19 protein-coding genes are annotated in these 22,377 nt (G+C 70.6%); 5 read left to right on the forward strand and 14 right to left on the reverse strand.

Annotated features, from left to right (window positions below; genetic code table 11):
* Positions 1–53 precede the first annotated feature (53 nt).
* The 6 genes from IE206_RS22415 to IE206_RS22440 form a co-directional block, all read right to left on the reverse strand.
* Positions 54–737 (reverse strand): response regulator, encoded by a 684-nt coding sequence (locus IE206_RS22415; RefSeq protein ID WP_189964755.1) that lies wholly within the window; start codon positions 735–737, stop codon positions 54–56.
* Between the two features lie 112 nt (positions 738–849).
* Positions 850–1,524: a potassium-transporting ATPase subunit C gene (locus IE206_RS22420; RefSeq protein WP_189964757.1), complete on the reverse strand. Its 675-nt coding sequence runs from the start codon at positions 1,522–1,524 to the stop codon at positions 850–852.
* 6 nt (positions 1,525–1,530) lie between these two features.
* Entirely contained in the window at positions 1,531–3,669 is a 2,139-nt protein-coding gene (kdpB, locus tag IE206_RS22425) for a potassium-transporting ATPase subunit KdpB (RefSeq protein WP_189964759.1), read from the reverse strand.
* Complete coding sequence (gene kdpA / locus IE206_RS22430) at positions 3,666–5,330, reverse strand: potassium-transporting ATPase subunit KdpA (protein WP_189964761.1); 1,665 nt, start codon at positions 5,328–5,330, stop codon at positions 3,666–3,668. Before kdpA ends, kdpB (IE206_RS22425) begins: the two co-directional genes overlap by 4 nt.
* Positions 5,331–5,338: 8 nt before the next feature.
* Complete coding sequence (kdpF, locus tag IE206_RS22435; RefSeq protein ID WP_063801986.1) at positions 5,339–5,428, reverse strand: K(+)-transporting ATPase subunit F; 90 nt, start codon at positions 5,426–5,428, stop codon at positions 5,339–5,341.
* Entirely contained in the window at positions 5,425–5,565 is a 141-nt protein-coding gene (locus IE206_RS22440) for a hypothetical protein (RefSeq protein ID WP_189964763.1), read from the reverse strand. Before IE206_RS22440 ends, kdpF begins: the two co-directional genes overlap by 4 nt.
* Positions 5,566–5,846: 281 nt before the next feature.
* On the opposite strand from IE206_RS22440, the gene kdpB (IE206_RS22445) reads away from it, so the two are divergent.
* Positions 5,847–8,012 (forward strand): potassium-transporting ATPase subunit KdpB, encoded by a 2,166-nt coding sequence (kdpB, locus tag IE206_RS22445; RefSeq protein ID WP_189964765.1) that lies wholly within the window; start codon positions 5,847–5,849, stop codon positions 8,010–8,012.
* A 29-nt stretch (positions 8,013–8,041) separates the two neighbouring features.
* Here kdpB (IE206_RS22445) and IE206_RS22450 read toward each other — a convergent pair whose 3' ends face one another.
* Positions 8,042–9,562 (reverse strand): DEAD/DEAH box helicase, encoded by a 1,521-nt coding sequence (locus tag IE206_RS22450; protein ID WP_226599757.1) that lies wholly within the window; start codon positions 9,560–9,562, stop codon positions 8,042–8,044.
* Positions 9,563–9,947: 385 nt separating this feature from the next.
* Complete coding sequence (locus IE206_RS22455; protein WP_053726075.1) at positions 9,948–10,151, reverse strand: cold-shock protein; 204 nt, start codon at positions 10,149–10,151, stop codon at positions 9,948–9,950.
* 432 nt (positions 10,152–10,583) lie between these two features.
* On the opposite strand from IE206_RS22455, the gene IE206_RS22460 reads away from it, so the two are divergent.
* The 4 genes from IE206_RS22460 (at position 10,584) to IE206_RS22475 (ending at position 13,913) form a co-directional block, all read left to right on the forward strand.
* The gene (locus IE206_RS22460) at positions 10,584–11,348 is read left to right on the forward strand and encodes an SDR family NAD(P)-dependent oxidoreductase (RefSeq protein ID WP_189964768.1); all 765 of its coding nucleotides are present in this window, start codon (positions 10,584–10,586) and stop codon (positions 11,346–11,348) included.
* A 23-nt stretch (positions 11,349–11,371) separates the two neighbouring features.
* On the forward strand, positions 11,372–12,502 hold the full coding sequence (locus tag IE206_RS22465) for an ATP-binding protein (RefSeq protein WP_226599758.1): 1,131 nt from the start codon (positions 11,372–11,374) through the stop codon (positions 12,500–12,502).
* Positions 12,499–13,161 carry a response regulator gene (locus IE206_RS22470; RefSeq protein ID WP_189964770.1) on the forward strand — a complete coding sequence of 221 codons (663 nt, stop codon included), beginning with the start codon at positions 12,499–12,501 and terminating at the stop codon, positions 13,159–13,161. Before IE206_RS22465 ends, IE206_RS22470 begins: the two co-directional genes overlap by 4 nt.
* A gap of 113 nt (positions 13,162–13,274) precedes the next feature.
* Positions 13,275–13,913, forward strand: coding sequence for a GOLPH3/VPS74 family protein (locus tag IE206_RS22475; RefSeq protein WP_189964772.1), 639 nt, complete (start codon positions 13,275–13,277; stop codon positions 13,911–13,913).
* 19 nt (positions 13,914–13,932) lie between these two features.
* Here the strand turns inward: IE206_RS22475 and IE206_RS22480 are convergent, their stop codons facing one another.
* The 6 genes from IE206_RS22480 to IE206_RS22505 all read right to left on the reverse strand — a co-directional run bounded on the left by IE206_RS22480 (position 13,933) and on the right by IE206_RS22505 (position 22,175).
* Positions 13,933–15,042, reverse strand: a complete 1,110-nt coding sequence (locus IE206_RS22480; protein ID WP_189964774.1) for an ABC transporter substrate-binding protein — start codon at positions 15,040–15,042, stop codon at positions 13,933–13,935.
* An 84-nt stretch (positions 15,043–15,126) separates the two neighbouring features.
* Positions 15,127–16,623, reverse strand: a complete 1,497-nt coding sequence (locus IE206_RS22485) for an IMP dehydrogenase (RefSeq protein WP_189964776.1) — start codon at positions 16,621–16,623, stop codon at positions 15,127–15,129.
* A gap of 290 nt (positions 16,624–16,913) precedes the next feature.
* Positions 16,914–17,813 (reverse strand): polysaccharide deacetylase family protein, encoded by a 900-nt coding sequence (locus tag IE206_RS22490; RefSeq protein ID WP_226599759.1) that lies wholly within the window; start codon positions 17,811–17,813, stop codon positions 16,914–16,916.
* 372 nt (positions 17,814–18,185) lie between these two features.
* Positions 18,186–19,418 carry a GNAT family N-acetyltransferase gene (locus IE206_RS22495; protein ID WP_189964778.1) on the reverse strand — a complete coding sequence of 411 codons (1,233 nt, stop codon included), beginning with the start codon at positions 19,416–19,418 and terminating at the stop codon, positions 18,186–18,188.
* A 95-nt stretch (positions 19,419–19,513) separates the two neighbouring features.
* Positions 19,514–20,665 (reverse strand): XdhC family protein, encoded by a 1,152-nt coding sequence (locus tag IE206_RS22500; protein ID WP_189964779.1) that lies wholly within the window; start codon positions 20,663–20,665, stop codon positions 19,514–19,516.
* Between the two features lie 46 nt (positions 20,666–20,711).
* A complete protein-coding gene (locus tag IE206_RS22505; RefSeq protein WP_189964781.1) occupies positions 20,712–22,175 on the reverse strand; it encodes an NCS2 family permease in 1,464 nt (487 codons plus the stop codon).
* Between the last annotated feature and the right edge of the window lie 202 nt (positions 22,176–22,377).

Below are 22,377 nucleotides of genomic sequence, written 5' to 3' on the forward strand. Positions count from 1 at the left end.
GGTTGCGATCTCCGGGTACGAGGTGCACGGGGGTTACGACATCCGCGAAGGGGTCAGACCTCGAAGCGGTAGCCCATGCCCGGTGCCGTGATGAGGTATCGCGGATGTGAGGGGTCCGCTTCGAGTTTGCGTCTCAACTGGGCCATGTAGACCCTGAGATAGTTGCTCTGCGTACGGTAGCTGGGCCCCCACACCTCCTGCAGCAACTGGCGCTGGCTGACGAGGCGGCCACGGTTGCGGATCAGGACTTCCAGGAGGTGCCACTCGGTCGGGGTGAGCCGCACGTCGTTCCCGGCGCGCTTCGCCTTCTTCGCGAGGAGGTCGAGGGTGAACGACTTGGTGGTGACGACTCCCCCGTCGGCGCTCTTCGTGGCCGGTTCGACCCTGCGGGTCGCGACCCGCAGCCGGGCCAGGAGCTCGTCCATGCTGAACGGCTTGGTGATGTAGTCGTCCGCCCCCGAGTCGAGGGCCTCGACCTTCTCGTCGGAGGTGTTGCGCGCGGAGACCACCAGGATCGGCGCCCGGCACCAGCTCCGCAGCCGGCGCATCACCTCGATGCCGTCCATGTCGGGCAGTCCGAGATCGAGCAGGACCGCGTCCGGGGGCTGCACGGCGGCGAGCTGGAGGGCGGTGGCGCCGTCCGCCGCCGCGTCCACGTCGTATTTTCGCGCCTTCAGGTTGATCTCAAGAGCCCGTACGAGCTGTGGTTCGTCCTCCACCACCAGCACCCGGGTCATCGGCGTGCCGCCTTCCTGTTGTGCGCGGTCTTCATGACGCTGCCTGGCGGTGCGGGAGCCGGAGCCCGGAGGTCCTCCGGGGCCGGGGCTCCCGCCCGCCGTCGTAAGTGGCTCACTTCTGCGTGAGTTCCTTGAGTGCGATGTTCAGCTTGAGGACGCTGACGCCCGGCTCGCCCATGAAGCCGAGGATCCGGCCGCTGGTGTTGTCGGTGACGAGCTTCTCGACCTGCTTGACGTCGAGGTGGTTCCGCTCGGCGACCCGGTGGACCTGGATCTTGGCGTACGCCGGGGAGATCTGCGGGTCGAGGCCCGAGCCGGAGGAGGTGACCGCGTCGGCGGGCACATCGGCCGGGTTCACCTGGTAGCCGGCCGTCGAGTTGTCCTTGACGACGGCGTCCTTGGCGTCCTTGACCTGCTTGATCAGCTTCTCGTTGTCGCCGGAGAGGTTGGTCGCACCGGAGATGATCAGCTGGTACTGGGTGTTGAGGGTGTTCGTGCCGAGCCCGTTGGAGGGGCGCGGCTGGAACCACTTGAGGTCCGGCTGCGCGGCCTCGTCGGCGTTGTTCGGGTCCTTCTTCGGGAGGTTGTACGTCTGCCCGATGAGCTCGGAACCAACGACCTTCCCGCCGGACTTGATCTCGGACCCGTTGGCCTTGTCGCTGAAGGCCACCTGCGCGATGCCGGTCACCACGAGCGGGTAGATCACGCCGCAGACGATGGTCAGGACCAGGAGGGCGCGCAGGCCCGCGCCGAGCAACCGGGCTGTGTTTCCAACAGAGTTGTTCATCTTGGGTCAGCCGATTCCGGGGATGAGGGAGATGAGCAGGTCGATGATCTTGATGCCGATGAACGGGGCGACCAGACCGCCCAGGCCGTAGATGCCGAGGTTGCGGCGGAGCATCTTGTCGGCGCTGGTCGGCTTGTACTGCACGCCCTTCAGGGCCAGCGGTACGAGGGCGATGATGATGAGCGCGTTGAAGACGACCGCGGACAGGATGGCCGACTCGGGGCTGTGCAGGCTCATGATGTTGAGCTTGTCCAGGCCCGGGTAGACGACCGCGAACATCGCCGGGATGATCGCGAAGTACTTCGCGACGTCGTTGGCGATCGAGAACGTGGTCAACGCGCCCCGGGTGATGAGGAGTTGCTTGCCGATCTCGACGATCTCGATGAGCTTGGTCGGGTTCGAGTCGAGGTCGACCATGTTGCCGGCCTCCTTCGCGGCCGACGTGCCGGTGTTCATCGCGACACCGACATCGGCCTGGGCGAGCGCCGGGGCGTCGTTGGTGCCGTCACCGGTCATCGCGACCAGCTTGCCGCCGGCCTGCTCGCGCTTGATGAGCGCCATCTTGTCCTCGGGAGTGGCCTCCGCGAGGAAGTCGTCCACCCCGGCCTCTTCGGCGATCGCCTTCGCGGTCAGCGGGTTGTCACCCGTGATCATGACCGTCTTGATGCCCATCCGGCGCAGCTCGTCGAACCGCTCCCTCATGCCCTCCTTGACGACGTCCTTGAGGTGGATGACACCGAGGACACGCGCCCCGTCCGCGTCTTCCACAGCCACAAGCAGCGGCGTGCCACCAGCCTCGGAAATCCGGTCGGTGAGCGCCTGGGCGTCCTGTGCAACACTGCCGCCCTGCTCCTTGACCCATGTGACCACCGAACCGGCCGCACCCTTGCGGACCTTGCGTCCGTCCACGTCCACGCCCGACATGCGGGTCTGGGCGGTGAAGGCCACCCACTCCGCGCCGGTCAGCTCGCCCTGGTGACGCTCGCGAAGGCCGTACTTCTCCTTCGCGAGGACCACGATCGAGCGGCCCTCGGGCGTCTCGTCCGAGAGGGACGAGAGCTGGGCGGCATCGGCGACCTCGGCCTCGGTCGTGCCCTTGACCGGCACGAACTCGGAGGCCTGACGGTTGCCCAGGGTGATGGTGCCGGTCTTGTCGAGCAGCAGCGTCGACACGTCACCGGCGGCCTCGACCGCCCTGCCGGACATGGCCAGTACGTTGCGCTGGACCAGGCGGTCCATGCCCGCGATGCCGATCGCGGAGAGCAGCGCGCCGATGGTGGTCGGGATCAGACAGACCAGGAGCGCGGCAAGGACGATCATGGACTGCTCGGCCTTCGCGTACATCGCGAAGGGCTGCAACGTCACCACGGCCAGCAGGAAGACGATCGTCAGCGAGGCGAGCAGGATGTTGAGGGCGATCTCGTTCGGGGTCTTCTGCCTCGCCGCGCCCTCGACCAGGTTGATCATCCGGTCGATGAACGTCTCGCCCGGCTTCGTCGTGATCTTGATGACGACGCGGTCGGAGAGCACCTTCGTGCCGCCGGTGACCGCCGAGCGGTCACCGCCCGACTCCCGGATCACCGGGGCCGATTCACCCGTGATGGCCGACTCGTCGACGGATGCGACACCCTCGACGACGTCACCGTCGCCGGGGATGATGTCGCCCGCCTCGCAGACGACCAGGTCGCCGATCTTCAGCTCGGTGCCGGGGACCTGTTCCTCGGCACTCCCGTTCAGGCGGCGGGCGACGGTGTCGGTCTTGGCCTTGCGCAGGGTGTCGGCCTGCGCCTTGCCGCGGCCCTCGGCGACGGCCTCCGCCAGGTTGGCGAAGATCGTGGTCAGCCACAGCCACGCGGCGATCGCCCAGCCGAACCAGTCCCCCGGGCTCTTGATGGCCAGGACCGTGGTGAGTACGGATCCGATCTCGACCACGAACATGACCGGAGACTTGATCATGATGCGCGGGTCGAGCTTCCTGACCGCGTCCGGGAAGGACTTGACCAGCTGCTTCGGGTCGAACATGCCGCCCCCGACCCGTCCGGCATCGGGCTTGTGCCCGCTGGGGAGGTCGCTGTGGGGAGCGCGCGTGGGTGTTGCGGTGGACATGGAGCCGGGCTCCTCAGACTTCTTCGTGTCGGTGGTCATGACGCCAGCCCCTCGGCGAGCGGGCCGAGCGCCAGCGCCGGGAAGTAGGTCAGGCCCGCGACGATCATCACGGTGCCGACCAGCAGGCCGGTGAACAGCGGCTTCTCGGTGCGCAGGGTGCCCGCGGTCGCCGGAATCGGCTTCTGCTCGGCGAGCGAGCCGGCCAGGGCCAGGACGAACACCATCGGGACGAACCGGCCGAGCAGCATGGCCAGTCCGATGCTGGTGTTGAACCACGGCGTGTTCGCGTTCAGACCCGCGAACGCCGAGCCGTTGTTGTTGGCGCCCGAGGAGTACGCGTACAGGACCTCGGAGAAGCCGTGCGCGCCCGAGTTCGTCATCGAGGTCAGCGTCGACGGCATCGCCATCGCGATGGCCGTGAAGATCAGCACGAGGGCCGGGGTGACCAGGATGTAGCAGGCCGCGAACTTGATCTCGCGGGTGCCGATCTTCTTGCCCAGGTACTCGGGCGTACGCCCCACCATCAGGCCCGCGATGAACACCGCGATGATCGCCATGATCAGCATGCCGTAGAGACCGGAACCCGTACCACCGGGAGCGATCTCGCCGAGCTGCATGCCCAGCATCGTGATGCCGCCGCCGAAGCCGGTGAACGAGGAGTGGAAGGCGTCCACCGCACCGGTCGAGGTGAGGGTGGTGGCGACCGCGAAGATCGACGAGCCGCCGACTCCGAACCGGTTCTCCTTGCCCTCCATGGCGCCGCCCGCGATGTCGAACGCCGGGCCGCCGTGGTGGAACTCGGTCCACATCATCAGGGCGGTGAAGCCGACCCAGATCGTCACCATGGTGGCGAGGATCGCGTAGCCCTGCTTGACCGAGCCGACCATCTTGCCGAACGTGCGGGTCAGCGCGAACGGGATGACCAGGATCAGGAAGATCTCGAAGAGGTTGGTGAACCCGTTGGGGTTCTCGAAGGGATGGGCGGAGTTGGCGTTGAAGTAACCGCCGCCGTTCGTGCCCAGCTCCTTGATCGCCTCCTGCGAGGCGACCGCGCCGCCGTTCCACTGCTGCGAGCCACCCATGAACTGGCCGACCTCGTGAATGCCGGAGAAGTTCTGGATCGCACCGCACGCCACCAGGACGACCGCGCCGATCACCGAGATGGGCAGCAGGATGCGGACGGTGCCGCGCACCAGGTCCGACCAGAAGTTGCCCAGCTCACCGGTGCGCGAGCGGGCGAAGCCCCGCACCAGCGCGACGGCGACCGCGATGCCCACGGCGGCGGACACGAAGTTCTGCACCGCCAGGCCACCGGTCTGCACGACGTGGCCCATCGCCTGCTCGCCCGAGTACGACTGCCAGTTCGTGTTCGCCACGAAGGAGGCGGCCGTGTTGAAGGCCTGGTCGGCCGGGATCGAGACGAACCCGAGCGAGCCGGGCAGCGAGCCCTGCAGGCGCTGCATCAGGTAGAGGAAGAGGACGCTCACCGCGGAGAACGCGAGGACGCCGCGCAGATAGGCGGGCCAGCGCATCTCGGTGGACGGGTTGGCGCCGATGGCCTTGTAGATCCACTTCTCGACGCGCAGGTGCTTGTCGGAGGAGTAGACCCGGGCCATGTAGTCGCCGAGCGGACGGTATGCGAGGCCCAGTGCCACGGCCAGAGCCAGGAACTGGAGCACACCAGCAAGAACAGGAGACATGGCGGGGCTCAGAACCTCTCCGGGTACACGAGGGCGAGGACGAGGTAACCCAGGAGGGCGACGGCCACGATCAGGCCGACGATGTTCTCGGCAGTCACAGCTTTGCCACCCCCTTGGCGATGAGCGCCACCAGCGCGAAGACCGCGATCGTGGTGACGACGAAGGCCACGTCGGCCATCGTGAACTCCTGAAAGAGGCTCGGAGAAGAACGGACACCCTGAGGAAACCTCTTCACCGGGCGCTTTCGGCCGCCGTTGACGCCCCTCTTACGGCCCGCAGGGACTCCTTGACGGGACTCATACGCCCCTGGCCCCCGGAGACGGCCGGTCGGTCACGGGTGGCCGTTTCGGCCGTATTGTCGCGGCGTTGACACGGGTGGCATTCGCTGTCAGAGAGCCGTAAATACCCATGGAATCGGGTGAGTTGGGCCCCGGCGGTGACCTAGGTTTGCGTCCGGCCGCTCACAGGCTGTGTCCGAACCCCCGTCCGGCTGCCGGACCCTCCAGAAGGTCGTGCATGTCTCCCGCCGCCCCCCAGCAGGCCCCGACCGTCCTGGCCCCCAGTGGCCCGCCGCCCAGGAATCCGCCGGGGCCGCGGCCGCACCGGCCGAAGCGGCCCGCCGGACTCTTCGAACCCGTACAGCTCCTGACAGCGTTTCCCGATGCGCTGCGCAAGCTGCATCCGCGGGATCTGGTGCGTACGCCCGTGTTGTTCGTCGTGGCCATCGGGGCGGCCCTGACCACGCTGTCCGCGCTCGTCCACCCGTCGGTCTTCACGTGGGTCATCGGCATGTGGCTGTGGCTCACGGTGATCTTCGCCAACCTCGCGGAGGCCGTCGCCGAGGGCCGGGGCAAGGCGCAGGCCGAGTCGCTGCGCCGGGCCCGTACCGACACCGTCGCACTGCGGCTGCGGGACAACTGGCGGGTGGGCACCGATCTGGACCACGCCAGGACCGAGGCCGTCGCGGCCACCGGCCTCAAGCCGTTCGACTTCGTGCTCGTCGAAGCGGGCGAGCTGATTCCGGCGGACGGGGACGTGGTGGACGGCGTCGCGGCGGTCGACGAGTCGGCGGTGACCGGCGAGTCGGCGCCCGTGATCCGCGAGTCGGGCGGTGACCGCTCGGGCGTCACCGGCGGCACGACCGTCCTCTCGGACCGCATCGTCGTACGCGTCACCTCACGGCCCGGGCACTCCTTCCTGGACCGGATGATCGCGCTGGTGGAGGGCGCGGCCCGGCAGAAGACGCCGAACGAGATAGCGCTGAACATCCTGCTCGCGGCGCTGACCATCATCTTCGTCCTGGTGGTGGTCACGCTTCAGCCGATGGCCGAGTACGCGAACGCCGCGCAGTCCACCACCGTCCTGGTGGCGCTGCTCGTGACGCTGATCCCGACCACGATCGGGGCGCTGCTCTCCGCGATCGGCATCGCCGGCATGGACCGGCTCGTGCAGCGCAACGTCCTTGCCATGTCCGGGCGGGCGGTCGAGGCGGCGGGCGACATCAACACGCTGTTGCTCGACAAGACGGGCACGATCACGCTGGGCAACCGGGAGGCCTCGGCGTTCGTGCCGATGCCCGGAATCCAGGAGACGCATCTCGCGGACGCCGCCCAGCTGGCCTCGCTCGCGGACGAGACGCCCGAGGGCCGCTCGGTGGTGGTGCTCGCCAAGGAACGGTACGGGCTGCGCGAGCCGGCCGAGGGCGATCTGCGCGGCGCCCGCTTCGTGGAGTTCAGCGCGCAGACCCGGATGAGCGGGGTCGATCTGCGCTGGGAGAACGGCGCCGTGTCCCACATCCGCAAGGGCGCGGCCGCCCAGGTGATCGAGTGGGTGGCGATGTACGGCGGTCAAGTCCCGGACCAGGCACGGCGGTTCGCGGATTCCATCGCCGCCTCCGGTGGCACCCCACTGCTCGTCGGCGTGCACGACTGGAACGGGCCCCGCGTCCTCGGGGTGATCCACCTGAAGGACGTCGTCAAGGACGGCATCGCGGAACGCTTCTCGGAACTGCGCCGCATGGGCATCCGTACGGTCATGATCACCGGGGACAACCCGCTGACTGCCCGGGCCATCGCCCAGGAGGCCGGCGTGGACGACTTCCTCGCCGAGGCCACCCCCGAGGACAAGCTCGCCCTGATCAAGAAGGAGCAGGAGGGCGGCAAGCTGGTCGCGATGACGGGCGACGGGACCAACGACGCACCCGCGCTCGCCCAGGCCGATGTGGGCGTGGCGATGAACACCGGGACCTCGGCCGCGAAGGAGGCCGGCAACATGGTCGACCTCGACTCGAACCCGACGAAGCTGATCGAGATCGTCGAGATCGGCAAGCAACTCCTCATCACCCGGGGCGCGTTGACCACGTTCTCGATCACGAACGACGTGGCGAAGTACTTCGCGATCATCCCGGCGATGTTCGCCTCGGCCTATCCGGGGCTCGGCGCGCTGAACGTCATGGGCCTGCACAGCCCGACGTCCGCTATCACCTCGGCGATCATCTTCAACGCCCTGATCATCGTGGCCCTGATCCCGCTGGCCCTGCGCGGGGTGCGCTACACCCCGGCCTCGGCGCACGACCTGCTGCGCCGCAACCTGGCGGTGTACGGGCTCGGCGGGCTTGTTCTGCCGTTCGTCGGCATCAAGCTCATCGACCTGGTGGTGTCGACGGTGCCGGGCCTGGGGTGACCGGTTGCCGGCCGGCCACCCCGTGGGCGTCAGGCGGCGCGGCGGACCCGGGCGGCCTTGCGGGCCTCGGCCATTTCGCGGGTCTCGCCCGTGCGGCGCGAGCCGCCCGAACGGCCGCCGCCGGCCTGGCCGCGGGCGGTGCCGCGGCCGCGGAACGGGGCCTGGCCCCGCTGCTTGGGGCGCTCCGCCGGGGCCGCCGCGGGGGTGACCGGGATGCCGGAGGGGGCCTGGGCGCCGGTGATGCGGCTCAGCTCCGCCTCGCCGGAGCGGACCTGGGTGATGGTCGGGGTGATCCCGGCGGCCATCATCAGGCGGCTCATCTCGCGGCGCTGGTTGGGCAGGACGAGGGTGACGACGCTGCCGGACTCGCCCGCGCGGGCGGTGCGGCCTCCGCGGTGCAGGTAGTCCTTGTGGTCCGTCGGCGGGTCGACGTTGACCACGAGGTCGAGGTTGTCGACGTGGATGCCGCGCGCCGCGACGTTCGTCGCGACCAGGACGGACACGGCACCGGTCTTGAACTGGGCCAGGGTCCGGGTGCGCTGCGGCTGGGACTTGCCGCCGTGCAGGGCGGCCGCCCGCACACCGCTCTGGAGCAGGTGCTTGGTGAGCTGGTCGACGGCGTGCTTGGTGTCCAGGAACATGATCACCCGGCCGTCGCGGGCCGCGATCTCGGTGGTCGTGGCGTACTTGTCGGCGCTCTGCACGTGCAGTACGTGGTGCTCCATCGTGGTGACCGCACCGGCCGACGGGTCGACGGAGTGCACCACCGGGTCGTGCAGGTACTTGCGGACCAGGAGGTCGACGTTGCGGTCCAGGGTGGCCGAGAACAGCATCCGCTGGCCGTCCGGGCGCACCTGGTCGAGGAGCTCGGTGACCTGCGGCATGAAGCCCATGTCGGCCATCTGGTCGGCCTCGTCCAGGACCGTGATGTCCACCTGGTCCAGGCGGCAGTCGCGACGCTCGATGAGGTCCTTGAGCCGGCCCGGCGTAGCCACCACGACCTCCGCGCCGGAACGCAGCGCACCGGCCTGACGGCCGATCGACATGCCGCCGACGACAGTGGCCATCCGCAGCCGCAGGGCCTTGGCGTACGGGGTGAGCGCGTCGGTGACCTGCTGGGCCAGCTCGCGCGTGGGCACCAGGATCAGGGCGAGGGGCTTCTTGGAGTCGGCGCGGCGCCCGGCGGTGCGGACCAGCAGGGCGAGGCCGAAGGCGAGGGTCTTGCCGGAGCCGGTGCGGCCACGGCCCAGGACGTCGCGGCCCGCGAGCGAGTTCGGCAGGGTGGCGCCCTGGATCGGGAACGGCTCGGTCACGCCCAGGCCGGTCAGCACGTCGAGGACCTCGGTCGGCATGTCCAGGTCGCCGAAGTTCGCGACCGGCGGCAGGGCCGGGGTGATGGTGACGGGGAGGGCGAACTCGCCCTGCGGTGCGGCGGGCCTGCGGCCGCCGCCGGAGCGGTTCTGCCCCTGGGGCCGAAAGCGGGCCCCGCGGTCGGCGCCGCTCTTACGGGCGGCGGAGTAGCGGTCGTTCGTGCGAGCTGAACGGTTCAAGGAGAACCTTCCTCGATATGGCACGTATCGAGGGAGCCCGGCGAAATGGAACCGCCGGGACATCGCAAGAACGAGCCGAAAACAGAAGTTGAATTCCGATCCGGCCGCACGAGGGCGCGTAAATTCCCCGCCCGTTGTCGGAATGCCGGGCAGCCGCCGCCCGGGAGGGCGGGCGGGCCGGATCGGGACAGCGGGCAGATGCACACCCCGGCCGTGGCCGGGACGGTTCGTCCGCTGCGTGGCGGGACGGCCGGGCGGCGCCCGGCGTCCCGCGGGCCGTGAGAATGCCGTCACGCAGTGACGGCGGGCCCGGTGGAACAGCAACGGGCTGGGGCCCGCACCCCAAGGTGCGAGCCCCAGCCGCGTGCAGAAAACGCTTCAAGCGTCAGGCAGGCGTGATGTTCTCGGCCTGCGGGCCCTTCTGGCCCTGCGTGACGTCGAAGTTCACCTTCTGGCCTTCCTGAAGCTCACGGAAGCCAGAGGAGGCGATGTTCGAGTAGTGGGCGAAGACGTCCGGGCCGCCACCCTCCTGCTCGATGAAGCCGAAGCCCTTTTCCGCGTTGAACCACTTCACGGTGCCAGTAGCCATGTCATATCTCCTTCGGGGCAATGCCCGGGGGTCCGCACTGTGCTGACCCCGTCGTTACCGCGATGATTGCCCCGTCCGGAAAAAGTACCGGAAATACAAAAGTGCCTGACGGCATAAAACCATCAAGGCACTTGAAGTCTTTGGGAACCACAACTGCAACTGGGATCAACAGTAGCACGGATCCGGCAAGACGGCACGGCAAATACTACTATTTTGCGCGCGCCGCCAGGAAGCCTCGCCGGATTTTGCGTAAATTTCCGTGGCCGTGGCGACAAAAATTCAGGTTCCCCGGCCCTGACGCCCGCCTCAACAGAGTGTCCGAAGTGGCCAGTTATGGGCCCTCGCACTTGATCTTCGGCGGAGTCCGCGAACACTGGGCGGTGCGCGGACAGGTTCCGCGCGTCCCTTGCCGCCGGAGAAACGAGAGCCACCATGACCACTGTTCTGATCACCGGTGCGACCTCGGGCATCGGCGCCGCCTTCACGCACCGCTTCGCGGGCTTCGGGTGCGCGCTCGTCCTGGTCGCCCGTGACGAGGAGCGGTTGCTGAAGACGGCCGCGGAGCTGCGGTCCCGGTACGGCGTACGGGTCGAGACGCTGGCGGCGGATCTGGTCGATCCGGCGCAGTGCCGCCTGGTCGAGGAGCGGCTGGCGGCGACCGAGGATCCGGTGGACGTGCTGGTCAACAACGCGGGATCCGGCCTTCCCGCGCCGTTCCCGCACAGCCCCGTCGACGACGAGGAGCGGATGCTCGATCTCCTGGTGCGGGCCCCGCTGCGGCTCACGCACGCGGCCGTGCCGGGGATGACCGCGCGCAAGCGGGGCGTCATCCTCAACGTCTCCTCGGTGGCGGGTCTGCTGCCCACCGGCACGTACGGCGCCGCCAAGGCGTGGCTGACGGCGTTCAGCGAGTCGCTGCGGGTCGATCTCGCCCCGCACGGTGTCCGCGTCCTCGCGCTCGTGCCCGGTTTCACGCGGACGGAGTTCCAGAAGCGGGCCGGGATGGACGTGAGCTCGCTTCCCGAGTGGGCCTGGCTGGATGCCGAGAAGGTCGTGGAGCAGGCCCTGAAGGATCTGCGCCGCAGGCGTCCGGTCAGCATCACGGGGCTCCAGTACAAGGCGTATGCCTTCGCCGTACGTCATGTGCCGCGCACGGTCGCCGCGCGGATGGCCCGCTCGCGTACCCCTGCGAAGTGACGCGCGGTTGGTAGCGTCGCGGCGTGGGTCATCTGCGCGGTCCGGACGGCGGCGGCGCCCCTCCCTCGGCCCGGGCGGTCGGGGCGCTGCGGGCGGCCTCCGCCGTGCTGGTGCTCGGGGTGGCGGTGCCCACCTGCCTGACGGCCGGTGCCGCCGGGCGGCCCGCTGTCGCGCTCGCCCTCGCCGTGATGCAGGCCGTGGCCCTGTGGTGGGTGGTGGGCCGGCCCGGCGCCGTACTCGCGGTGTGCGCGCTGCTCGGGGCCGGGATGTGGCTGCTGTTCCCGGCGCTGAGCCTGACGGGCGCGCTGCTCGGGGCGCAGCTCGCCCTGTGCGTCCTTTCTGCGCTGCGGCCGGTGCGGGAGTCGCGCCGGTGGCTGCTCGGGACGCTCGCGCTTGCCCCACTCGCCTATGCGGGCGGCAGCACGCTGGTCCTCGTCAGCTACGTACTGGCCGTGACGCTGGCCTGGACGGCCGGGCAGTGGCGCAGGGCCCAGCAGGACCGGCTCGCCGCCGAGACGCGGCGGGCGGTGGCCGAGGAGCGGGCCAGGATCGCCCGCGAGGTGCACGACGTGGTGGCCCACACCGTGTCGGTGATGGTGATCCAGGCGAGCGCCGCCGAGGACGTGTTCACGGCACACCCCGAGCAGGCCAGGCAGGCCCTGCGCGCCATCGAGGGCGCGGGGCGCTCCGCGCTCGGGGAGCTGCGGGTCCTGCTGCGTACGGAATCCGGCGAGGACAGTGGCGAGGGGCGACGGCCGCCGCGCGGGCTCGGGGACCTCGCCGAGCTGGCCGCGAACGCGCGGGCCGCCGGGCTCGCCGTCGAGCTGCACGAGGAGGGCCGGGCGATCTCTCCGCCGTCCGCCGTGGACCTGGCGGGGTACCGGATCGTGCAGGAGGCGCTGACCAACACGCTGCGGCACGCGGGGGCCGGCCGGGTGCGGGTGTCGGTGTGCCGCGACGAGGAGGCGGTGCGCATCGAGGTGAGCGACAACGGCCGCCCCGGCAACCGGAGTTGGCGCTCCGCGGGTTCGGGGCGGGGCCTCGCGGGGATGCGCGAACGGGCCTCGCTGCTCGGCGGCACCCTGGAGGCGGGGCCCGGCCGGGACGGAGGTTTCGAGGTGCGGGCGGTGCTGCCGATAAGGTTCGGCCCGTGACGATCCGGGTGGTGGTGGCCGACGACCAGGCGCTGGTGCGCGGCGGGTTCCGCCTGATCATCGACGCCCGGGACGATCTCGAAGTGGTCGGCGAGGCGGCCGACGGGCAGCACGCGGTGCGCCTGGTCGAGGAGTTGAAGCCGGACGTCGTCCTGATGGACGTACGGATGCCCGTGATGGACGGCATCGACGCGACGCGGGCGATCGTCGCCTCGGGCAGCGCGGCCCGGGTCCTCGTCGTCACGACCTTCGACCTCGACGAGCACGTGGTGACCGCGCTGCGGGCCGGGGCCAGCGGCTTCCTCCTCAAGGACATCCGGCCCGCCGAGCTCGCCGAGGCGGTCCGGGTGGTGGCGCGCGGAGACGCGCTGCTCGCGCCGACCGTGACCCGCCGCATGCTCGACCGCTTCGCGCACATCGCACCCGCCCCGCTCCCGGCCCCGGCCGGGCCGGCCGGGTTGTCGCCACGGGAGCTCGAAGTGCTCACTCTGATCGGTCAGGCGCTGTCCAACGCCGAGATCGCGGCTCAGCTCCATCTGTCGGAGGCGACCGTCAAGACCCATGTGTCGGCGGTGCTGCGCAAGCTGCGGCTGCGCGACCGGGTACAGGCGGTGGTCGCCGCCTACGACCACGGGCTCGTCGAGCCGCGCCGCGCCTGACCGGCTCACTCATCCCGTGGGCCGAGCCGGCCGCGCACTCATCCCGTGGGCCCAGTGCGGACCCATCCGCCGGGTGGATCCGCGCGCGGCGCGCAATCCCTAGCGTCGGATTCATGACGCACACCCTGTACGGCCGGATGTATCTCGCGGCCTACGACACCGCCGCCGGAGCCCTGTACGACCGCACCCGGACCGGCTTTCTGCTCCGCTTCGCGGTCCTCGCCGAACTGGCCTCGCTGGGCTGCATCGCCGACTCGGCGGGCGAGGTGAGGGTCACGGACACCGGCCGCGCCGGCGATCCCGTGCTCGATCACGTCCTGGACGGCGTCGGCGCGCACCGGCGCACCTGGAAGGCGTGGGTCCGCTCCGACCGCCGGGAGACCCTGGATCACGTCGAGGACCGGCTCGCCGCCCTCGACGTGATCAGGGTGGAGGAGCGGCCCGTCTTCGCCCGCGCCGCGCGGCGCGAGGTGAGGGTGCTGGACGCGGCGGGCGTACGCGCGCTGCAGACGGGGCTCATCGAGCAGCTGCGGGGCGAGGGACCCGTCGAGCCGTACGACGCCGTCGTCCTGGCGCTCGTCTCTGCGGGCGGGGTGCGGCACCTCGTGTCGCATGCGGACGCCCGCGCCCACAAGGACCGCCTCGACGCGCTGACCGGCCGGCTCGACGCGATCGCACCCGCCCTGGGCAGGGCCGTGCGCGGTCTCGGGACCACGCTGGTCGCCGCGCAGGGCGGGATGGGCGGCGGCTGACCGGGCTGCTCGGACGCCCTCAGCCGGAGTGGAGGATCCGGAAGCGACCGGGTTCCGCCGGGTCCCGGTCGACGACCTGGACCGGCGTCCAGGCCCACTGCCACACGCTGATGCCCGGCGTCCGGGAGAACCGGATCCTCCCCCGGGTGCCCTCGACCGCGACGCGCGGCCAGGAGGCGGCGATGCGCGACCGGTCCGTGCCGTGCGAGCGAAGGACCTCGGCGAGAACGGCGACCGTGTCGTAGCCCTCGAAGGCGACGAAGGAGGGTGCCTCGGCAAGACGCTCGCGCAGCACCACCTCGACTCGTGCGCCGAGCGGGCCGAGGCGCTCGGGCAGGTAGCGCAGGAACGGGATCGCGGCGCCGTCGTCGCCGAGGAGCGCCGCCCATGAGGCGAACTCCGGCTGCCCGGCCGGAGCACCGATCAGGACCTCGGCGAGGCGCCGGTCCCGACGTACGGCCTTGACGACCGGCACGGCCGGGTCCGGGTGGCCGACCAGAAGGAGGAGGGCTGTCGCGCCGCTGTCGACGAGTGCGTCGCACACCGCCTCGGGGGTGAGCGCGCCCGTGTCGAGTTCGACGACGGTGCCGCCGCGCGGAGCGAGATGGTCCCGCAGAATGCGGGTCCCCGATGCCCAGTACACGCTCGACTGGGTCGCCACGGCTGTCCGGCGGTGACCGGCGCCGAGGAGGAAGTCCGCGTAGATCCGCCAGCCGTGGGACTGCGCCGGGGCGAGACGCGCGACCCGGTCCGTCGGGCGGTCCGTGAGCGCGTCGAGTACGGCTGACGAGCAGAGGAACGGCAGGCCGAGGGCGTCCGCCCGGGCGGCGGCGGCGCGGGCGACCACGCTGTGGTACTCCCCCGCCAAGGCGGCCACACCCAGGCGGGCCAGTTCGTCCACGGCCGCCGCGGCCTTCTCCGGATCGGCCGCGGTGTCCCGGACCACCAGTTCGAGCGGCCGTCCACCGATCCCGCCGGCGTCATTGACCTCGCATACGCCCAACTCCAGCCCGGCGAGCAGGTGTTGACCCGCCTCGGCCCAGCCGGGCCGGGTCAGCGGGACGAGGGCGCCGATCCGGACGGCCGATCCGTCGGTGCGCCGCGCTCCGGCCGGCGATGGCGTGTTCACGGAGTCTCGTCTCCCGAGGGGCGATCCGGTTGTCGGCCGGATCGCCGAGTGGACGTCAGGTCGCGGGCTACTGGGCGGGGCCCGTCAGGCGATGGTCGCCGGGGTGTCCCGCAGGGTGACGTTCGCGTGGCTCTCCTGGAAGCTCTGGTCGGAGACCAGCGTCAGCCGGGCCGTGGACTGGAATTCCGGCAGCGTCACGGAGCCGCACGAGACCATCGTGGTCTTGAGCTTGGCGATGGTGGTGGCGAGACCCTCGTTGAGGTCGCCCGCGTACGGGACGTAGCCGTCGACGCCCTCTTCGAAGATCAGCCCCTGGCCGCCCTGGCCGTAGCGCTGCCAGTTGCGGGCCCGGTTCGAGCCCTCGCCCCAGTACTCCTTCACGAAGCCGTCCCGGGTGGGGAGTTTGGCGCCGGCCGCCTGGTCGAAGCGGGCGAAGTAGCGGCCCATCATGACGAAGTCGGCTCCCATCGCGAGGGCCAGGGCCACGTGGTAGTCGTGCACCAGGCCGCCGTCGGAGCAGATCGGCACGTACTCGCCGGTGCGCTCGCAAAAGGCGTCCCTGGCCGCGGCGACGTCCAGGACGGCGCTCGCCTGGCCGCGCCCGATGCCCTTCTGATCGCGGGTGATGCAGATGGAGCCGCCGCCCACGCCGACCTTGACGAAGTCCGCGCCCGCCTCGGCGAGGAAGGTGAAGGCTTCGCCGTCGACCACGTTGCCGCCGCCGACCGGGATCTCCGGGTAGTGCTTCTTCACCCAGCTCAGCGCCTGGGCCTGCCAGTCGCTGTAGCCGTCGGAGGAGTCGAAGCACAGGGCGTCCGCGCCCGCCTCCAGGAGGGCGGGGACGCGCTCCTGGTAGTCGTGGGTGTTGACGCCCGCGCCCACGCGCAGGCGCTTCTCGGCGTCCACGGCCTGGTTCGGGAACCGCTTGTTGTCCGCGTAGTCGGAGCGGAACACCAGGTACTGCAGGTGGCCGTCGGTGCCGAGGACGGGGAGGCAGTCGAGGCGCTGGTCCCACAGCCGCGCGTTGGCCTCGGAGAGCGTGGTGTCGGCCTCCGCGTGGGGCAGCTCCGCGATGGCGGTCATCCGGCCGGCCACCGGCCCGTCGAGGTCGTGGCGCTGGGGGTGGAAGTCGCGGGAGGTCACGAGGCCGAGCAGGCGGCCGGTGGCGGTGCCGTCATGGGTGACCGCGGCGGTGCTGTGACCGGTGCGCCGCATGACGGAGACCAGGTGGCTCAGGGTGTCGTCGGGGCGGACGTTGGTGTCGCTGGTGACGAACCCGGCCTTGAAGTTCTTCACCTGGCGCACGGCCGCGGCCTGGTCCTGGACCGACTGGTTGTGGTGCAGGAAGCTCAGGCCGCCGTTGCGTGCCAGCGCGATCGCGAGGTCCGGGGTGCTGACGGCCTGCATGATCGCGGACGTGAACGGGGAGCCGAGTTCGATCGCCGACCGCTCGCCCGCGAGGTGCCGTACCAGGGGTGTGCGCAGGTCGACGGTCGCGGGCGAGCAGTCCGTCCGGGTCCGGTTCGGCAGGAGCAGAAACTCGTTGAACGTCCGTGAGACCTCGGCGATGACCTGTGCCACTGTTCCTCCTGCTGACCCCGTCGGCCGGGGCCCGACTGCCCCGCCGTGAAGATCGCCCCCGTGTTCCAGGGCCCGGGCGGGCAGGAGTCGGCACGACGGACGTGGAGGTGCCACGCACTGCGGCAGAGCCCTGACCGGCCCGTGGAATCGAACGGGATGCGGTCGTGACCAGGCACCTTATCGGCTGCCGGGCCGCCGCACGAATCGCGGTCCTCCCGGACGGAGCCGCCGCGGGTGTCCGATCCGGGCGGCCGCGCCCGGGACATGACGGGCCGTCAGTTGAAGGCGCGTCAGATGGCGGGGAAGCTGAACGTGTAGCCCTGCTGGGCCAGCCAGGGCAGCACTTCCTTCAGGGCGGCCACCGTCTGGGCGCGCTCGCCGCCACCGTCGTGGAAGAGCACGATCGGGCCGTTCTTGACCTCCTGCTTCACCGTCTTCACGATCGCCGCGGTGCCGGGCTGCTTCCAGTCCTTGGTGTCGACGTTCCAGCCGAGCGGGCGCATCCCATGACCGGCCGCGATGTGCCGGTTGTCCGGCGTGAAGGCGCCGCCGGGGGCACGGAAGTACTGCACCTTGGCGCCGCCGGCCGCGTCCTCGATCATTTTCTGGGCGTCGAGGACCTCGGAGCTCTGGTAGGCGACGGGCTTCTTGTTCATGGCCTCGTCGTGGCTGACCGTGTGGTCGCAGAGCCGGTGGCCGGCCGCGACGATCTGCTTGACCATGCCGGGGTTCGCCTTGGCCTGCGGGCCGATCATGCAGAAGGTCGCCTTGACGTCGTACTGCTTGAGGACGGCGAGGATCTTCGGCGTCCACACCGGGCTCGGTCCGTCGTCGATGGTGATCGAGACGGACTTGCCGCCGCTCTCGGTCTCGTGGTCGATCACTTCGGATATTCCGGCGGCACCGGGCGGCGCGGCGGGGCCGGTGGCGTCGCCGGAGCCGTCCGAGCCGTCCGGCGCGCTGTCGTCACCGGATGCCGAGGAGCCGGGCTTGCCGCTCGCGCGGCCGGGCTTGTCGTCGGACTTTCCGGTGGACTTGCCGGTCGAGGACGAGTGGGCGAGCGCGGGGCCCGGGCCGTCGGCGGAGGTGTCGCTGCCGAGGAACACCGCGGCGGCCACGCCGCCCGTCAGGACCACGGCCGTCGCTGCGGCCATCACGATGCGGCGTGTGTGGGCGGTCAGTCGCGCCATGTTTTCCCCATCCCCTCGGTACGTGCCGGTTCGGCAGCGGAGCTTCACCGGTTGGCCACGATCGCACGATCGCGCTCGAATCCCGAAATGTGAATTCTCCGGCCGGGCATCGAGGGAAAATACCCGATTTCCGGCAACTTCCCCGGAGGGCAAGGGGGTTGACGCGACCTCAGTGATACGAGGGGTTCGGTGCAGGTGCCGCACGCCGGGACTTTGGTCCCTAACGTGCAGGCAAAGACCCCTTCAAGGGGGCTTCCGGTTCCCGCTCCGAGCAGGCAGTTCGCCGAAGGACCTTCGCCCCGGCCCCCGCCGCCCCGGTACGAGAGCCTCGTCACTTCTGCGCGAAATCCCCCCGTATTCTCCCCCGGCTGCTCAGAACTCGTCGACGGTGTGCGGCAGTTCCGTGGTGCGCAGCGCCGCGTCCAGGGCCGCCGCCGCGCCCGCGGTGTGCTCGGTCACCAGGCCCGCGAGGACCAGGCGGCGGACCTCGGTGCCGCCGAGGTAGCAGGCGGCCAGGTCGCGCACGTCGAGGGTGAGGTCGGCCGGGGCCGGGGTCGGCTCGTACGTGCAGGCGTGCGGGGAGGTCGTCAGGCGGAAGCGGCCCGCGTTGGCCGGGATGCGGTCGTCGCGGACCTCCAGGACGAGCGCCGCCTCGGCCGCCCAGGAGCGGGCGGTGAGCGCGGCGCCGACGTCCACGAGGCGGATCCACAGCGCCGGGAACTCGGCGACGGCCTTGACCTGGTCCCGGTCGGTGGCGAACAGGAGCAGCGGGTCGTCCGGGGCCAGGCCCCAGGCGCGGACGGTGCCGGTGAGGTCGATGCCGGCGAGGTAGTTCCACAGCGCGGCCTCGGCCGCCGGGGTGTCGGCTTCCAGCTCGGCGACCTGGACGGTGCCGGGCCTTGCGGGGTCGTCCTCGCGCCGGGTGCGGTAGACGGCGTACCCGGCGAGCGGCTCGTCGGCGGCACCGAGGCCGACGATGCGGGGCGGGCCGAGCTCCTCGTCGTCCTCGTCGGTCTCGGGCAGCCACTCGCCGCGCCAGCGCCGGGTGTCGCGGGCGATGCGCCCGGCCCGGCGGGTGCGGGTCGCCTCGTAGTAGGGGCCCAGCTCGTCGGGCGCGTCGCCGGGGTCGATCAGGCGCAGGGGGCGGCGGTCGGCCTCGATGCGCAGGGCGAGCGGGCGGGTCGAGTTGATCTCGACCGAGGTGCCGTAGGTGGCCGCTCCGAAGCCGAAGCGGCCGTAGATGGCGGCTTCGGAGGCCCACAGCGCGACGATGGGCCTGCCGTGTCCGGCGCAGCGGCGGAACACCTCGGCGATCATGCCGGAGAGCACGCCGCGGCGGCGGTGCGTGGGGGCGACCGAGACGAAGGTGAGCCCGGGGCAAGGGAGTTCACCGCCCGGCACGGACAGGGTGAAGCGGTGGGCGACGAGGAAGCCGGCGAGCGCTTCGCCGTCGTACGCCCCGACGCGGTCGCAGCGCAGCACCATCGCGCGGTGGTAGGCGCGCTTCTCCTTCTCGTCGGGGCGGTCGTGGAAGACGAGCCACCAGAGCTCCAGGGCGCGGTCGACGTCGGACTCGGGCACGTCGCGGAACTGCAGCTCGCTCATGCGGCGACCCTAACCCGGCCGAAACGGGGCGTCACTCGCATACCGCCCGGTTCGGCGACGGCGCCCCGGACGCCGCACATCCGCTTGCCCTCCGGTTAAGCGACTGAGCCGATGCGTCCGACCGGCGTGTCCTTGCCGTCGTGGTGGATCGGGGTGTGTGCGCCGGTCAGCGAGATTCCGCTGCCGCCGCGCCGGTTGGCGACGATCTCCGCGGCGATGGACAGGGCGGTCTCCTCGGGCGTACGCGCGCCGAGGTCGAGGCCGATCGGGGAGCGCAGGCGGTTGAGTTCGAGCTCGGTGACGCCCACGTCGCGCAGCCGCTCGTTGCGGTCGAGGTGGGTGCGGCGCGAGCCCATCGCGCCGATGTAGGCGACCGGCAGTTTCAGCGCGGTCTCCAGGAGCGGGATGTCGAACTTGGCGTCGTGGGTCAGGACGCACAGGACCGTACGGGAGTCGGTGTTCGTCCGCTGAAGGTACTCGTGCGGCCACTCCACGACGATCTCGTCCGCCTCGGGGAAGCGGGTCTTCGTCGCGAAGACGGGCCGGGCGTCGCACACGGTGACGTGGTAGTTCAGGAACTTGCCGACCCTGACCAGGGCGGAGGCGAAGTCGATGGCGCCGAAGACGATCATCCGGGGGGCCGGGACGCTCGATTCGACGAGCACGGTGAGCGGCTGGCCGCACAGCCGGCCGTCGGCGCCCAGCGAAAGGGTGCCGGTGCGGCCCCCGTCCAGCATGGCGGCGGCCTCGTCGGCCACGGCTCGGTCGAGCTCGGGGTGTCCGCCGAGGGCGCCCTCGTAGGCGCCGTCCGGATGGACGAGGAGGGCGCGGCCCATGAGTTCGGCGGGGCCGTCGGTGATGCGGGCGACCGCGGCGGCCTCGCCGCTCGCGGCGGTGGCGAGCGCGGCCGCGAACACCTCGCGGGCGGGCGAGGTGGTGCGGACCGGGGTGACGAGTATGTCGATGATGCCGCCGCAGGTCAGGCCGACCGCGAAGGCGTCCTCGTCGCTGTAGCCGAAGCGTTCGAGGACGGTCTCGCCGTCCTCCAGGGCCTGCTGGCAGAGTTCGTAGACAGCGCCCTCCACACATCCGCCGGAAACCGAGCCGATCGCCGTGCCGTCGCTGTCGACGGCGAGGGCGGCTCCCGGCTGCCGGGGCGCACTGCCGCCGACGGCCACCACGGTGGCCACGGCGAACTCGCGTCCCTGCTCGACCCACCGGTTCAGCTCTTCGGCGATGTCCAGCATGTTCGGTCTCCTTACGGATGTGTGGAGGGCGTCAGCGGCACAGCCGCTACTTGACGCCGAGCCAGCTCTCGATGGGATGGAGGGCGAAGTAGATGGTGAAGACGGCTGTCAGGGCCCACATGAACCCGCCGATCTCGCGCCACTTGCCCTGTGCTGCCTTGATCACGGTGTAGGCGACGACGCCCGCGCCGACACCGGCCGTGATGTTGTACGTGAACGGCATCAGAGCCACGGTGAGGAACACCGGGATGGAGACCGAACGGTCGCTCCAGTCCACGTGCTTGGCGGCGCTCATCATCATCGAGCCGATGACGACGAGGGCGGCGGAGGCGACCTGGGCCGGCACCAGCTGGGTGACCGGGGTGAAGAACAGGCAGGCCGCGAAGAAGAGGCCGGTGACGACCGAGGAGAGGCCGGTACGGGCGCCCTCACCGGCGCCGGAGGCGGACTCGATGAACACGGTCTGGCCGGAGGCGCCGGTGACGCCGCCGATCGCGCCGCCCGCACCGTCGATGAACAGCGCCTTGGACAGGCCCGGCATGCGGCCCTTGTCGTCGGCGAGCTTGGCCTCCTGGCCGACGCCGATGATGGTGGCCATCGCGTCGAAGAAGCCGGCGAGCACCAGGGTGAAGACGATCATGCCGACGCTGATGGCGCCGATGGAGCCCCAGCCGCCGAACTCGACGTGGCCGAAGAGGCCGAAGTCGGGCGTGGAGACCGCGCTGCCGCTGAGGCCGGGGGCGGTGCCGCCCCAGTCCGCGTCGGTCAGTCCCGCGGCCTTGGTGACCACGAAGGCCAGGACGCTGCCGGAGACGATGCCGATCAGGATCGCGCCGGGCACCTTGCGGGCCTGCAGGGCGAAGATCAGCAGCAGGGTGATCGCGAAGAAGAAGACGGGCCAGCCGACGAGCTGTCCGGTGGCACCGAGGGTGACCGGCGGTCCGTGCTCGGGGCCCTTGCCCACGAATCCGGCCTTCACGAGGCCGAGCAGGGCGACGAACATGCCGATGCCCATGGTGATCGCGTGCTTGAGCGCCAGCGGGATGGCGTTCATGATCATCTCGCGGAGGCCGGTGACGACCAACAGCATGATCACGACGCCGTACATGACACACATGCCCATGGCCTGCGGCCACGTCATGTTCGGGACCACCTGGGTGGTCAGGGCCGCGGAGACGTTCAGTCCGGCGGCGAGTGCGAGCGGGACCTTGCCGATGAAGCCCATCAGCAGGGTGCTGGCCGCGGCGGCGAGCGCCGTGGCGGTCACCAGGCCCGCGTGGCCCAGCGTGTGCTTGTCGACATCGGGCGTCGAGAGGATCAGCGGGTTGAGCAGGAGGATGTAGCACATCGCCATGAAGGTGGTGATGCCGCCGCGCACTTCCTGCGCCAGCGTGGATCCCCGCTCGGATATGTGAAAGTACCGGTCGAGCCAAGACCTGCCGGCCTGGGGACGGGAGCCGGAGCCCGCGTCCTCAGCGGTGGTCTTCGGCTCCACAGACTGCTGGGTCATGGTGCCTACTCCCAAGGTTCACAGGGGCACCCGCATAAGACTTGAGTCCTCAGGTCAGACAAGCTGCGGGATTTGGGATGATGCGTGGGCTGCACGACCCGGGGGACGGCCCGAGACGAACGGTGTCTGCTCCTGCCGGGGTACCGGAACCGGTACCGCAGTGCAGATGGCTACGGGTGTTGCTGGTGTGACTCGGTTTTGC

The sequence above is a fragment of the Streptomyces violascens genome (assembly GCF_014649955.1).
Lineage (GTDB): Bacteria > Actinomycetota > Actinomycetes > Streptomycetales > Streptomycetaceae > Streptomyces > Streptomyces violascens.

Excerpts from the sequence above, each read along its gene's own strand:
- IE206_RS22415 (WP_189964755.1), bottom strand. The coding sequence starts at position 737 with ATGACCCGGGTGCTGGTGGTGGAGGACGAACCACAGCTCGTACGGGCT.
- IE206_RS22420 (WP_189964757.1), bottom strand. The coding sequence starts at position 1,524 with ATGAACAACTCTGTTGGAAACACAGCCCGGTTGCTCGGCGCGGGCCTG.
- kdpB (WP_189964759.1), bottom strand. The coding sequence starts at position 3,669 with ATGACCACCGACACGAAGAAGTCTGAGGAGCCCGGCTCCATGTCCACC.
- kdpA (WP_189964761.1), bottom strand. The coding sequence starts at position 5,330 with ATGTCTCCTGTTCTTGCTGGTGTGCTCCAGTTCCTGGCTCTGGCCGTG.
- kdpB (WP_189964765.1), top strand. The coding sequence starts at position 5,847 with ATGTCTCCCGCCGCCCCCCAGCAGGCCCCGACCGTCCTGGCCCCCAGT.
- IE206_RS22455 (WP_053726075.1), bottom strand. The coding sequence starts at position 10,151 with ATGGCTACTGGCACCGTGAAGTGGTTCAACGCGGAAAAGGGCTTCGGC.
- IE206_RS22460 (WP_189964768.1), top strand. The coding sequence starts at position 10,584 with ATGACCACTGTTCTGATCACCGGTGCGACCTCGGGCATCGGCGCCGCC.
- IE206_RS22475 (WP_189964772.1), top strand. The coding sequence starts at position 13,275 with ATGACGCACACCCTGTACGGCCGGATGTATCTCGCGGCCTACGACACC.
- IE206_RS22490 (WP_226599759.1), bottom strand. The coding sequence starts at position 17,813 with ATGGCGCGACTGACCGCCCACACACGCCGCATCGTGATGGCCGCAGCG.
- IE206_RS22495 (WP_189964778.1), bottom strand. The coding sequence starts at position 19,418 with ATGAGCGAGCTGCAGTTCCGCGACGTGCCCGAGTCCGACGTCGACCGC.
- IE206_RS22500 (WP_189964779.1), bottom strand. The coding sequence starts at position 20,665 with ATGCTGGACATCGCCGAAGAGCTGAACCGGTGGGTCGAGCAGGGACGC.
- IE206_RS22505 (WP_189964781.1), bottom strand. The coding sequence starts at position 22,175 with ATGACCCAGCAGTCTGTGGAGCCGAAGACCACCGCTGAGGACGCGGGC.